Annotated in this window: 12 protein-coding genes; all 12 read right to left on the reverse strand. The window is 61.8% G+C overall.

Annotation, left to right across the window (positions count from 1 at the left end):
* Window positions 1–48: 48 nt before the first annotated feature.
* Window positions 49–1,305 (reverse strand): flagellar hook protein FlgE, encoded by a 1,257-nt coding sequence (locus tag ACQK2M_RS00545; protein ID WP_223478939.1) that lies wholly within the window; start codon window positions 1,303–1,305, stop codon window positions 49–51.
* Window positions 1,306–1,326: 21 nt separating this feature from the next.
* On the reverse strand, window positions 1,327–2,094 hold the full coding sequence (locus ACQK2M_RS00550; RefSeq protein WP_425416171.1) for a response regulator transcription factor: 768 nt from the start codon (window positions 2,092–2,094) through the stop codon (window positions 1,327–1,329).
* 144 nt (window positions 2,095–2,238) lie between these two features.
* Entirely contained in the window at window positions 2,239–2,799 is a 561-nt protein-coding gene (locus ACQK2M_RS00555; protein WP_425416172.1) for a transglycosylase SLT domain-containing protein, read from the reverse strand.
* Complete coding sequence (locus tag ACQK2M_RS00560) at window positions 2,759–4,369, reverse strand: flagellar hook-length control protein FliK (protein WP_425416173.1); 1,611 nt, start codon at window positions 4,367–4,369, stop codon at window positions 2,759–2,761. Before ACQK2M_RS00560 ends, ACQK2M_RS00555 begins: the two co-directional genes overlap by 41 nt.
* Window positions 4,366–5,589: a hypothetical protein gene (locus ACQK2M_RS00565; RefSeq protein ID WP_425416174.1), complete on the reverse strand. Its 1,224-nt coding sequence runs from the start codon at window positions 5,587–5,589 to the stop codon at window positions 4,366–4,368. The genes ACQK2M_RS00560 and ACQK2M_RS00565 overlap by 4 nt, the downstream gene beginning before the upstream one ends.
* Window positions 5,586–6,869: a MotB family protein gene (locus ACQK2M_RS00570; protein WP_425416175.1), complete on the reverse strand. Its 1,284-nt coding sequence runs from the start codon at window positions 6,867–6,869 to the stop codon at window positions 5,586–5,588. Before ACQK2M_RS00570 ends, ACQK2M_RS00565 begins: the two co-directional genes overlap by 4 nt.
* Window positions 6,866–7,705, reverse strand: a complete 840-nt coding sequence (locus tag ACQK2M_RS00575) for a hypothetical protein (RefSeq protein ID WP_425416176.1) — start codon at window positions 7,703–7,705, stop codon at window positions 6,866–6,868. The genes ACQK2M_RS00570 and ACQK2M_RS00575 overlap by 4 nt, the downstream gene beginning before the upstream one ends.
* A 1-nt stretch (window position 7,706) precedes the next feature.
* Entirely contained in the window at window positions 7,707–9,383 is a 1,677-nt protein-coding gene (gene fliF / locus ACQK2M_RS00580) for a flagellar basal-body MS-ring/collar protein FliF (protein WP_223478946.1), read from the reverse strand.
* Between the two features lie 170 nt (window positions 9,384–9,553).
* A complete protein-coding gene (locus ACQK2M_RS00585) occupies window positions 9,554–10,474 on the reverse strand; it encodes a flagellin (protein ID WP_223478947.1) in 921 nt (306 codons plus the stop codon).
* Window positions 10,475–10,974: 500 nt separating this feature from the next.
* Window positions 10,975–11,895: a flagellin gene (locus ACQK2M_RS00590; protein ID WP_425416177.1), complete on the reverse strand. Its 921-nt coding sequence runs from the start codon at window positions 11,893–11,895 to the stop codon at window positions 10,975–10,977.
* 208 nt (window positions 11,896–12,103) lie between these two features.
* Window positions 12,104–12,844, reverse strand: coding sequence for a flagellar type III secretion system pore protein FliP (gene fliP, locus ACQK2M_RS00595; RefSeq protein WP_223478949.1), 741 nt, complete (start codon window positions 12,842–12,844; stop codon window positions 12,104–12,106).
* Entirely contained in the window at window positions 12,841–13,386 is a 546-nt protein-coding gene (locus ACQK2M_RS00600; protein ID WP_425416178.1) for a flagellar basal body-associated FliL family protein, read from the reverse strand. The genes fliP and ACQK2M_RS00600 overlap by 4 nt, the downstream gene beginning before the upstream one ends.
* Window positions 13,387–13,396: the final 10 nt, after the last annotated feature.

The raw sequence follows: 13,396 nt of genomic DNA on the forward strand, positions 1-13,396 counted from the left end.
GCACGCGGATCGACCAAATATGGGTAAGCGAAAGGTGACCATCATCCATCAGCGCTTGAGGTTCAACAGGACGTCCATCAGGTCGGAACCTGTCTGGAACACCTTGGAGTTTGCCGTGTAGTTGCGCTGAGACTGGATCATCTCCGTGAGTTCCTCGGCGATATCCACATTGGACGACTCCACCGCACCCGACACGATCGAGCCGTACTCGCCCTGCGCCGCGAAACCGAGGCGGATTTCTCCTGAGTCCTCGCTGGCCTGGAACACGTTGCCCGACAGGGAATCGAGCTGGTCAGGGCTGTTCACGCTCGCCACGGGTATACGGAAAAGAGGCTGCGAGGAGCCGTCGGTGTATTGCGCGTAGACGATTCCGTCGTCGCTGAAATTGACACGCTCGATCGTCGCGGGCGCGTTGCCGTTGATCGTAATATCCACGTCCACGAAGCCGGTCGAAAGCTGGGTCAGTTCCGAGAGATCGATTTCGAGCGCCGCGCCGTCCGGGACGTTGACCGTGATCGATGTCGGGCTACCGGTGGCAAGATCGCCCGTCACCGGATCGAAGCTGATCGTTTCCGTTTGCAAGGCCGCGGAGGCATAGGGGAACGAAGTATCCGCCGCCGCATCGGCCTGGTCGTAGATCGCGACTTCCCAGGTGTTGTTCGCCGTCTTGGTGTAATAGACGTCGAGGATGACCTGTCCGCCGAGATTGTCGTAGGCGACCATCGAGGCCTTGTGCGAAAATTCGGCGCCGCTCGCGTTCGATGACGGCAGGCTGCCGGTCACGATTTCCGACGAGGACGGCAGGTTCGCTTCAAAGAGCGCCTCCGTCGAAGGGGATGCCTCGAGGTCGCCGCTGTTGATCTGCACCCGCTCAAGACCGGCGAAACCGTTGACCACGACGGACGGATCGCCATTGGCGTAGCTGTAGCCCGAGAGATAGTAACCAGCGGCGTTGACGAGTTCGCCTTGCGCATTGGGCACGAAGGAGCCGGCACGCGTCAGGAAGGAGTTTCCATCGTTGTCCTGGACAACGAAGAACCCGTTGCCGTCGATCGCCAGATCGGAGGAGGAATTCGAAGGCTGGAGGACGCCGTCCTGGGTCACGGCCTGCCGGACCGTGGTGACGACGCCGCCCGAATTGTATGTCCCGGTCGAGCCGTTCACCACCAGCGTCGAGAAATCGACGCCGAACCGCTTGTAGCCGTTCGTGTTTGCGTTGGCGATGTTATCGGCGATCGTCGATAGCTTGCTGGCCTGGCCCTGCATTCCGGACACGCCGGTCCGCATCATTCCGTAGAGGCTCATGAGGACATCCCTCCGTTTGCATTATCGAGCGATCGTAGCCTCCAAATCTTGTCCGAACCTGCCCGCGGCTGCCGAGACCTGCTGGCGCGCCTCTTCGGCAGCCTGCTGCTGCTCGATCGACGGCGCCTCAAGTCGGTATCCGAGGAAGCGCTTGGAATCGATGATCTCGTAGCCGAGCGTCTTGCGCAGCTTCTTGCGCAGTTTCGAGATGTGGCTCTCGATCACGCACTCCTCGACGTCCTGCTCGAACAGGCCGTAGACGGCGTTGTAGATCTGGCTGCGCGTCGCGCGGCGGTCGCCGTTGGACGCCAAATATTCGAGAATGCGGCGTTCCCGGCGCGGCAGCGGAAAGCTCTCGCCATCGATCTCGGGATCGCGGCCGTCCGTATGGACCCGGAGGCGGCCGAACTCATAGGCGGAACTGCTGGTGTCCTTGCGCCGACGTATCGCCGTGACCCTGGCCAGTATTTCACGGACGTGAACCGGCTTGCGCACGACATCGTCCGCACCGATTTCGAACTGATGCAGAATATCGGGTAGCGAATTCTGTTCCAGCAGCGAAATAATCGGCGCCTTGGTGGCAGACCTGATCTGGCTGACAGCACAAAAATCCCCGTCTGTACTTCCAACCAGGAAAGCTTCAATGCTGTTTAATTCACTTGAGCAAATCGATTCCAGCCAAGCCGGAAGTTCTTTTCCCAATACTCCAAATACAGGGTAACCGATACGTTGAAACATTCCGCCAAAACCTTCTAGCACAAGGCTTCGGTCGTCGATGACGACTATCATTTATCATCCCCCGCCCGAATCAGTTCATTGTTCGGCCTTTCCGGCATAACGGAGCCAAGAATCTATCCACAATCGCGATTTTTCGCGTATTGCGTCATTTGATTTTTTCTGAGTCAAAACGAATCGGTTGATATGGCGATCTGACTACCTGCCGCAGAAACTCTTCGCCGCGGGCGTCCAGTTTCCAACGCCCGTCGCCACCATGTTGGTGATCACGCGGCAGACATACCGTTTTTGCGCGGCATTGTTATCCGGGCCCGCGTGATATCGCGCGACGGCCATCGACCAGGTTTTATGCTTTTGTTTCAAAGATTTGAGGAATGCGGCGGCGTACATGACATTGCGGCCCGGATCGAACATCGCCTTGTCCGACGGAAAGTTCTCGCGGTGATAGTAATGGTTGATCTGCATGCATCCGACATCGATCAGGCGAGCACCATGGCGGCGTGCATCCTCGAATTCACGCATCGCATCGTCAACCGAAACGGGAAATTTCGTCTTGCCTTCAATGTTCATCGCGAAGGGATGCAGGCCGCCCTTGAGGCCCGATTCGGTCAATCCGACGGCATAAAGAACACCGACCGGAACGTCATATGCCCGCGCGGCCTCTGTGACGTAGCGTTCGCAGATGCCCTGATGCTGCACCGGGGAGGCGGCGCGGGCCTCAGATGAGAAGCCTGCCATCGTCGACGGCAGTGCCAGCATCGCCAGAATCGCGGCCCGAACGGCCGTTCGGCAGGTCGCCCTGGGAGCGCTGGCGATTGGATTGACCGGATTCATTCGACGTATTTCCGCGATTGTCATGGCCGCTCCATTGCTGGCCGGAAGCATCCCGGTTCTGGCCCGCGATCTGTTGCTGCTGGCCTGCCGTTTCGGGACGGTTGGTTGTGACGCTGATTTCGGATGTCTGGATGCCGGCGGCCCGCAATGCCGAGCGGATGGCGTCGGAATCGCGCGCGAGCATCTGGGCCGTCTGGTCGGATTCCGCACGGATCGACACCCGCATTTCGCCGTCCACGTGATGCAGCCGGACATTCACCGTGCCGAGTTCGACGGGATTGAGTTGCAGGCTGATCGCCCGCACCGGGCGGCCCTGACCGGAAGAAGTTGCGACGACGAGGCGCGACGGCGCGAGTTCCTGGAGATCACGGGCTACGGCGTCGGCGACCTGCCCTGCGGCCGAGCGCTCACCGCCTGTCGCAAGCGGCTGAGCCGACTGGACAATCGGAACGGTCGCCGGCTTGTCAGTCGCGGATGGCTGGGCGTTGCCGCTCATCGCCGTCGAAACGCGCGGCGCGGACGGCTCGCCGCTTCGCACACGTGTTTCACCGGCTTCCGCAGCTGCCGTTTTTCCGCGCGCTGTCACTTCCGCGCCAACGGACGGCGCCGCCTCGCCACTGCGCGCTTTCGGGGTTTGAGGCGCCACTGGCTTGGAGGCCGACGCGTCGTTTTGTAGCACAGATGATACCGGGGAAGACCTTCCGGAACCCTGAGTTTCCGGGGCCGGAGGAGGAACCTTGCCATCAACCGCAGCCCGTCCATCGTTGCTGGAAACAGGTGCGGCGCGTCCGGCGGCAGCGACCTGCTCATTGGAAACAGTGGCTTGCGCGGCGGACGCCTGGGTGGTCGGCGTCCGGTCATTCGCGGGCTGATCCGTCCGGGAAGAGGTCTTCCCGTCGCCGACGGATTGCGGCGACGCGGACTGCGCTGCATTGGCGTTATCCGACGCGTCGATCTCGCCCTTGCTGAATACGGGCGGCACGTCGCCGCTCTTCTTGTCGGCCTCCGCCTGCTTGTCAGTAGGTGCCACGCTCTCTTCGGAGTCGGTGCCTTCGGCGGCTTTCCCATCCGGCCCGGCCGCGACGTTGGCAATCACGTCCACCGGCGCTTTCGTTTGCCGGTTCGCCTCCGGCGACGCCGTGGCTTTCTCGTCCGCTTTGCTCAGGCCGAGATCCGCGCTTGCCTCGTCATCTGTATCCGCGCTCTCGGCATCCTTGGCCTCAGTAGCCGCGCTTTGCGTCGGCGTGCGCCAACCGATATCGGCGAACAGCCGGTCGCGGCGGGCATGTCCTGTGATGACCTGTTGCGGCTCGTCTTTCGGGGGCGTTTCAGAATCCGCTGCCTGATCGCCCGATCGCTGACCGTTCGACCCGATTCGGCCGAGCGTATCCGCGAAGTCGGCGGCCTTCCCACCAGAGGCCGGCGCTGCCGACGCCGTTCCCTTTTGCTGGAGGGCGGTGGTCGAGGCGAGCGCCGCAACGCCGTTGCCGATCATTGCATTTCCTCCAGCATCTGGTCGATATTTTCGAGCTTTTCGCGCGCGCCGCCGACGAATTCGTCGAAACCGCTCAAACCCTTGTCCTGTTCCTCGTGAACGGATTCACGGAAGATCTTCTCGCCGCCGGGGACCGGCTTCGAGGGGATTGCCGCCGTCACGGTCGGCTCCGGATCGGTGACCGCCCGGGCGATTGCGATCACAGCGTCGAGAAGGTTGCGGTCGCTATCCGCCAGTTCGGACCGGTCGATGCGCTGAAGTTCGTCGGCGACCTTGTCGACATTCTCCGACGTGACTTCCGAGATACGCGCATAGAGCACCTGCCGCGCGCCGATCTCCGGATCGATTTCCGGCGCGTCGGCCATTTCCGTTTCCGTTTCGGACAGTTCGGAAATCCTGCGAACGAGTTCGGTGTTGCCCTCAACCGTGGCCTTGCGCATCAGCCGGACGGTCACCGCGCCGCGGTAGGGTTCCGGCATGAACTCGATAATTTCGATGGTTTCCGTCATGTCCATGACATCGTCCATCTCGACGACGGCGTTGACGAACTCCTGGGCGAACTGGATCGCGTAGGGCGAGGCGATGTAGCGGCGCGCGTAGCGGCTCGCCACGCGCAGGAAGGAGACCGGGTCCTGCCGGCGCTTGTGGATCGTCATGAGGCGGCGCAGTGCGGCCTCCTCGACCAGCGTGCCGGGCGCCAGAAGCCGGGCGGTGTCGAAGTCGATACGCGCCTGCTCGTCGTCCTTGGTCACGAGGCCCCGGACAAGCGCGAGCGAGGCGCCGAAGAGGCCGCCGATGCCGACCGGATCCACATCCTGCAGCCGCGACGCGGCAGTGCGGCCCGCGCCTTTCTGATAGACCAGAACCGCGACCGCGAGACGAACGATCTCGTCGTCTTTCTGGCCGAGATCGGCGATGCGCGACTCCAGCGTCTTGGGGTTTCCGCCCGCCATCGCATAGGAAATCAACGCCCTGGCGTTTTTAGGGGCCCTGAAGGCGGCGGCCTCCATCGTGCGGAATCCCTCGTCGATCAGCTTCACCATCTCGCGCTGCATGCCGAGGGCCGACTTGTCGCCGTCGGCGATCTCGTCGTGCATCCGCTGCAGCGAGCGCACCATCTTGTAGGGTTCGAGCGCGAGCCCTTCGGCGGCCGCCGGGACGATGCCCGTCAGCATGCCGGCGCAGGCAGCCGAAAGCAGGAGACGTTGCGGCCCGGTCATCCCGTTTCGACCTCGACCATCACCTCGATGCGGCGATTTTTCGGCGAATAGGGGTCATCGGCATCGAGCAGCTTGCGGTCCGCGAAGCCCGAGATTTCACGAACACGCGTATCCTCGAGGCCGCCACGCAGCAGCATGTAATAGGCCGACTGCGCACGCGAGGCCGACAGCCGCCAATTGTCGTAATCCTTGGAGCGGAAGGGGCGCGCATCGGTGTGGCCGTGAATGCGGATGCCGCCTGCTTCTTCGGACAGGACGTCGCCGATCTTCTCGAGCGCGATGACCAGATCGCGCGACGGAACGGCGGAGCCGATCTCGAACATGGAGATTTCGAAGGCATCTGTCAGGGAGATCAGGACTTCGCCATCGACGGCCTTCACGGACAGCTCATCAAGAACAGCCGCATCCTCGCCGAGCGCTTCCGCGAGCTTTTCGGTTATGTTGACGCGCAGCTTCTCCGCAGCGGCCTCGATGGCATCGACCTTTTCCTGCGTGGCGATGGCCTTGGCCAATTCCTCGTCGGACTTGCCTTCGATGGCTGCCGTCTCCATCGCATCTTCGCCCGCCGCATCGACCTCGGCGACTTCGGTGGTTTCGTCCGTGATGCCCATCCGAGCATCGAGCAGGTCCTGGGCGTTTTCGCCGGTTGCGGCGACCTCTTCGGCGGCTTCGGCGGTCCCGGCCTCGTCGACGCCTTCCGTTTCGAATTGGCCGGCGAGTTGTCCCATATCGTTTGAGGGACGGACTTCCTCGTTCCAGAAATTCGGCGAGAACGGGTCCATGAAGGCTTCGCCGCCCTGGGCGTCGTTGACGGCGTCATTGCCGTTGCGGCCGCCCTCTTCCTCGATATTACGGATCTGTCCGGGGGCCTGATGGGTGGCGATCTCATCGAGCACGGAGAAAGGATCGGCAAACAATTGCGAATCCGTCGCCGACTGCTCCTCGACCTTTTCGGATTTCACAGTCTCTTCTTCCGGAAACTGCTCGTTGGGGGCCTGAACCTCGATTTCCTGGACGCCCTCGGCGTCATGCAGGCCCTTCACGCTTCGATTGCGGTCAACCAGCTTGACCGGATTGAAGTAGCTGGCGACGGCTTTCTTGGTTTCCTCGTTGGCGGCATTGATCAGCCACAGAACGAGGAACAACGCCATCATCGCGGTCATGAAGTCGGCGAAAGCGATCTTCCAGGCGCCGCCGTGATGGGCGTGTTCGCCCTCACCACCACGCTTGATGATGATGATTTCCTGAGCTTTTTCCTGGTTTTTCTCCTGGCCGTTCACGTCAGCGCCTCCGCTATGAGACGATCCGCTTCGGCGAGCCGTGTCGCGATCACGGTCTTGTCGATCCGGGCGACCAAATCGACGCTTTCATCCGGCATCGGATTGATCTGGGCGGCATCGCCCTCCCAGGCGTTCTGGAACGCCAGCACCAGATGCTCGGGACCGTGCAGATCGAATGTCACCGCGTCAGTGTCGTCCAGAAGCCGGGCGACCATGTCGGACAGGGCCGCGACCGACTGTTCCACGAGACCTTCGCGCAAGCGGCCAGCCAGAAGCGGCGCAAGTTCCGACGCCAAGGTTTCCACGATCTCCTGCTTTGCCTTTGGCAGCGATTCCTTGAGCAGAAGATCGAGCGCCTCGCGATGCGCCATCTGAAGGCGTTCGATCTCCTCGCGATGCGCCTCCTCCAGCGCGGCCTGCGCGGCTACGCCGTCGGCGGCGGCCTGGTCGATATCGTCGAGGCCGGTTTCCGCAGGCGAATCACCGGCGGGGTGTTGCGGCAGATCCGGAACGGACTGCCCGGACGCGCCTGCCGCCGGAATGTCGTCGAGGTCCGGAAGGTCGAGGTCTTCGAGCGAGCCGATGTCGAGATCTTCCAGATCGCCGATTTCACCATCGTCGGCGAGCGGCGCGGCGGCGAACGGATCGATCTCCGTTTCGGTACCCGTCGCGGGTTCGAGGCCCATGAAACCGATCGGCATGTCGAGCGAGGAAAACTCTTCCTTCGACGACGCCGCATGCACGAGCGGCTCGAAACCCGGCGCACTGTAGACCGGCGGCGCCGGTTTCTCCTCGGCGAAATCCGGCAACAGGCTCATCAGGCTGGAGCGGGCCACGTTACGCCGCCTCCTGTCTCACCCAGCGCCGCAGGATCGAGGCGGCGCGCTCCTCGTCGAGATCGACGATCATGGTGAGGCGTTCTTCCGGCGAGGGACGCATGCGCGCCAGGAGGTCGCTCTGATCGGAGGATTGCGAGGATGGCAAGGGTGGCAGTTCCGGCAGGCCGTCGAGGCCGCCGATATCGTCGCTGCCATAGGACGGGCCGAGCGTGGAATCCTCCAGCGCCGGCAGGTCGTCAAGACCGGACGACGAGGAACCGGAAGGTAGCGCGGCGACGGGCGACTCGCCCCTCAGCACGTTGATCAACGGACGCAGCCCGAGGAAGATGACGAGCAATGTCGCGCCGACAAAGGCGAGCGCGTTGATGAAGGTGCCGAGATGCTCGCCCAGAACATCCATCGCGCCGGCCTCCTGGAGCGGGATGCCGTCTATTCCTTCCATGAAGTCAACGGCCGTCACCTGTACCATGTCGCCCCGGCTGTCGGACACGCCCGCGGCTGCGACAGCCAGCTGACGGATCTCGGCGAGCTTGGCGTCGATCTGAGCGGCGTCCGCGTTTTCGCCGAGCGTTTCGGCGATACGGGCACGATTGACCACCACGGCGATCGAGAGCCGATCGACGGAATAGCCACTGCTGACCGTGGCGATCCGCCTGGAGTTCAATTCGTAGTTCGTCGTTTCCTCGCGCCGCTCGCTGCGCTCGGACGATTGCGGTGAAGCACCGTCGCCCTGAGTCTCGTCTGGAAGATTCTCCTCGACGGATACCGGATCGCCGCCCGCCTTCTGGGACGAAGCATCCTCGCTGCGCACCACCTGTACGGACCGTTCGACGCGCGATTCGGGATCGAAGATGGTCTCCTCGACCTGGCGCTGATCGGTGTTGATGTCGGCCTGGACGGAGACGCGGAAATTCATGTCGCCGAGATAGGGGGCGAGCGCCTTGTAGACGCTGTCCGAAACCTCGTTCTCGACGGTCGACTTGATGCCCAGCGTGCTGGTCGCCGTGCTGTTGAGGGGATCCTCGCCGGCGGCGAGCAATCGGCCGGCGGCGTCCAGAACGGTGACGTTCTCGGCTTGCAGGCCCGGAACCGCGGCCGCGACGAGATGGCGGATCGAGAGCGCGCTCGATTCGGCATTGGCGCCCTCGTAGCGCACAACGACCGATGCGGTCGGGGTCTGTTCGGCGAAGCGGAAATTGCCGCGGTCGGCAAGAACGATATGAACGCGCGCGCCCTTGACGCCACGAATCGTCTGGATGGAGCGCGCGATCTCGCCTTCGAGCGCGCGCACCCGGGTCACTTCCTGCATGAAGGCGGTCAGGCCGAGCGAGCCGAGATTGTCGAACAGCTCGTAACCGGTGCCGGAACTGTTCGGCAGGCCCTTTTCGGCGAGGATCATGCGCGCCCGGCTGGTCTTGCCGGCAGGCACGAGGATCGACGTGCCGTCCTGATTGACGTCGTAGGAGATGCCGGCATCGGCCAGCGCCATCCCCATGCGCGTGATGTCATCGCGCTCGAGGCCGACATAGATCGGCTCGAAAGCCGGACGATTGAGAAAATAGGCGGCGGCGCCGACACCGATCATCACCGACAGCCCGACCGCGACCAGAATGGCCAGCTTGCGGGCGCCAAGCGCCATCAGATTGTTCGCGACCTGCTGAAACTGCTCAAGCACTGCGGCAACTCCATATCCCCTTACGGAGATAGACCGCGAAACTTGTGTGAGAGTGTCTTGACCGTTGTCAGGCGTGCCGCCTGGCCCGACTGCCAGCTCTGGAACAAAGCAAAGCGGGCGACCCGAGGGTCACCCGCCTTGAATGGATCCGCTGCGGCTGACTTTCGCTCTTACTGGAAGAGCGACAGGATGGTTTGCGCGTTGGAGTTGGCGATGGAAAGCGCCTGCACGCCGAGCTGCTGCTGAACCTGCAAGGCCTGCAACCTCGTCGATTCTTCGCTCATGTCAGCATCAACCAGCTGGCCGACGCCCCGCTCGACCGCATCCATCAGGCTGGACACGAATTGCTGCTGCATGTCGATGCGGGACTTGGCCGCGCCAAGGCTGGAAGCCGAGGTCGTCATGTCCTGGAATGCCGAGTCGACCCAGGAGATCATGTCGTCGATATCGTCATCGTCCACATTGGCGGCGGTGATATCGAGGGTGAGAACGGAAATCGTGGCCGTACCGGCGCCGGTGGTGGTCGTCGTCGTGTCGAGGATACCGGTGTCACCGGAAGCGTTGACGAGTTCCGTGGCGGTGATGTCGATGGCGATCGTCGAAACAGACACCGTGCCGTCATTGGCGCGGGTGAAGGATGAGACGATGTTCTTGGTCGCGGAGTAGTCGGCCGCGCCAGTGTCGACGGAAAGCCAGTTCTCGCCGGAGAACGATGCCGATTCCGCGATCGCGGTCAGCTGATTCTGAAGCTCCTTGATTTCCGACTGGATCTTCGTGCGGTCCACGCCGGGCTCTCGCGCGGCGACCAGTTTTTCCTTGATCTCGCCGGTAACCTCGATGGCGCTGTTCATGGCCGTGTAGGCGACGTCAACCTTCGCGGAACCGAGACCCAGAGCGTCCTGGACGGTGGAAAGCGCGTTGTTGTCGGAGCGCATCGTGGTTGCGATCGACCAATAGGCGGCGTTGTCGGATGCCTCGGCGACCGAATAACCCGTCGAAATACGAGACTGCACCATCTCGATATTCCGGGTTGTGGCTTGCAGCGACTTGAGTGCGGTCATCGCTGCCGTGTTGGTCATAATACTGGACATTGCGTGTCCCTCTCAAAATCTCGAAACAAGGGACATTCCGGGTCAGCCGGTACAGTGGCCGGGCATCATGCCCTATCGTTCGATATCCACTGTGCTTGGCCTGCAGCGTGGCCAATATGCGGTTCCATTCGCAACTAATTCGAATGTCACTCGACGCCGAACTTTCCCGGACCGGTTGGCAACCCTGCGTTCCATGCGGATATGCGGACGCGCTCCCAAAGTGCGGGAACGGTGAAATCGCTGGAACTCAAACAGATTACCAGGCCGAAACAGGGCCACTCGGCGAAACGCGTACTAATCCAACCGGCAGGTTACGCACCGAAACTTGCGCGAGACTAATCGCCACAAGGAAACTCAAAACACTGTCGCCGACGCCCGAAGGCCTATGCGGCGGAAAACAACACTAGGATTTAAGGAAAATGCTTAACAAATCGCAAAGAAAAGGCCGCCCGGAGGCGGCCTGATCGAAAATCCAGCGAAAAACTCGCGTTTTCAGGCTGTTAGCGGAAGAGCGAGAGGATCGTCTGAGCGTTCTGGTTGGCCATCGACAGAGACTGGATGCCGAGCTGCTGCTGGACCTGGAGGGCCTGCAGGCGAGTCGATTCCTCGCTCATGTCGGCGTCGACGAGCTGGCCGACACCGCGGTCGATGGCATCCATCAGGTTGCCGACGAAGTCGCTCTGCATGTCGATGCGCTTCTTGGAAGCACCGAGCGTCGTGCCAGCCTCCGTCATTTCGGTCAGGGCCGCATCGACAACTTCGATCATGTCGTCGAGTTCGGCATCCGTGGTCGTTCCGTCGATCGTGATGTCGTTGGCGCCGCCGGCAATCGAAATGACGTTGGCGTTCGTGCCGGTCCGATCCTGGGACAGGATGCCGTTCGCGGCAGTGTCGACATCGGTGAGGACGGTGGCCGTCGTGTCGACGTCGATGGTCTCGATGGAAACATTGCCCGATGCATCACGCGTGAAGGACGCGACGACCGATTCCGTACCTGCGGTCAGGCCTGTCGCCGTGTGCAGGTAGTTTTCACCGTTGAACGATGCCGAAGTCGCGATGCCTTCGAGCTGAGCCTGCAGTTCGGTGATTTCGGACTGGATCTTCGCCTTGTCGACGCCCGGCTCTTTCGCGGCGACGAGCTTCGTCTTGATCTCGTCTACGACCTCGATGGCCGATTCCATGCCGGTGTATGCGACGTCGAGCGTGGCAGCGCCAAGACCGAGAGCGTCCTGAACAGTACCGAGAGCCGAGTTGTCGGAACGCATGGTGGTCGCGATGGACCAGTAGGCAGCGTTGTCGCTGGCGGAAGAAACCGCGTAGCCGGTCGAGATCCGGGTCTGGGTGGTTTCGATTGCTTTATTGGTGGCGGCGAGGGTCTTCAGAGCCGTCATCGCCGAGGTGTTGGTCATAATACTGGACATAGTGTCCCCTTCCCAAAAACTAACAAAGGAGGGACATTCCGGATCTTCCGGTACAGCGGCCGGGCATCATGCCCCTATCATCACGGATAGCCGATGTGACTGGGCGCAAGATGCCGGGGAAACATTAAAAAAGCATTGAGTCCGCTTTTTCTGAGAAATCCGGGCCTAATTACTAATATTTATGGTAAATAAAAGGTAAATACTGTCTTTAAACGACAGACCGAACCATGCTGCCGACGAGAACGTTCCAGCCGTCGATCATCACGAAGAAAAGGATCTTGAACGGCAGGGACACGACGGAGGGCGGCAACATCATCATCCCCATCGCCATGACGATGGTGGCGACGACAAGGTCGATGACGAGGAACGGAAGAACGACGAGAAAGCCGATCTCGAAGCCGCGCCGGATTTCCGAGATCATGAAGGCGGGCACGACGACGCGGATATCGATGTTCTCATCGACGGTCACCGTCTGGCCGCGCTCGCGGGCAAGATCAGCGAAGAGCTTAAGGTCCTGATCGCGCACATTGTTGAGCATGAACTCGCGAAATGGCTGCGCAATGCGGGGGAACGCCTCCTGCTCGGATATCTCTTCGTTGACCAGCGGCTGGACGCCATCGCTCCAGGCGCGGTCGAAAACCGGCGCCATGACGTAGAAGGTCATGAAGAGCGCAAGGCTGACCAGGACGATGTTGGCCGGCGTCGTTTGCAGGCCGATGCCGGACCGCAGGATCGAGAACACAATGACGAACCGTGTGAAGCTCGTCACCATGATCAGTAGTCCCGGCGCGACCGCGAGTACGGTCAGCAGACCGAAAAGCTGCACGATGTAGCCGCTGGTCTGGCCGGTCAGCCCCTCGGGGAGGGCAAAGCCCGGCTGGTTCTGCGCAAGAGCTGGAAACGCGACCAGCGCCATCACGACAGCAAGAAGAACGGCGCAGCGTCTCATTCGAGGATCAGCGAGCGGACCAGCACCCGCTTGACGCGTCCTTCGGTGCGGATAGCGGCACGTTCCTGCAGATCCTCGATCAGGTGCTGATAGCCGCTTCCTCCTCGCAGATTGTAGAGTTTCATCGTGTGGACATAGGCGAGGATATCCTGATGAACCTCCATCGCGACTTCCTGGTCGGCCTTCTCGGTAAAGACCAGTGACAATTCCATGCGGATCCAGGCATCCGAAGGATCGACAAGGTTGGTGGTGATCGAGGGGATGTCGACGACGACATATTCATGTGCCGGTTTTCCGGAATCGGCACTTTCCGCGCCGTGGCCGGACGCCGGCGCGCCATGCCCGCTTTCGCCGCCATCGAAGGCCGCTCCGCCATCGTTCGCCACCTCCGAGGACGGGAACGTCGCCGGTCCGATCATCGTCGCGCTGACGCCAAATCCCGCGCCGGCCGCGACGAGCGTGATGACCGCGCATGCGATCAGGAACGCGACCATGGAAGGTCCGCTCTCGCTGTCCGTCTGGTGTTCAATGGTTGATGCCATCGCCGCGCGC

The sequence above is a fragment of the Oricola indica genome (assembly GCF_965227485.1).
GTDB lineage: Bacteria > Pseudomonadota > Alphaproteobacteria > Rhizobiales > Rhizobiaceae > Oricola > Oricola indica.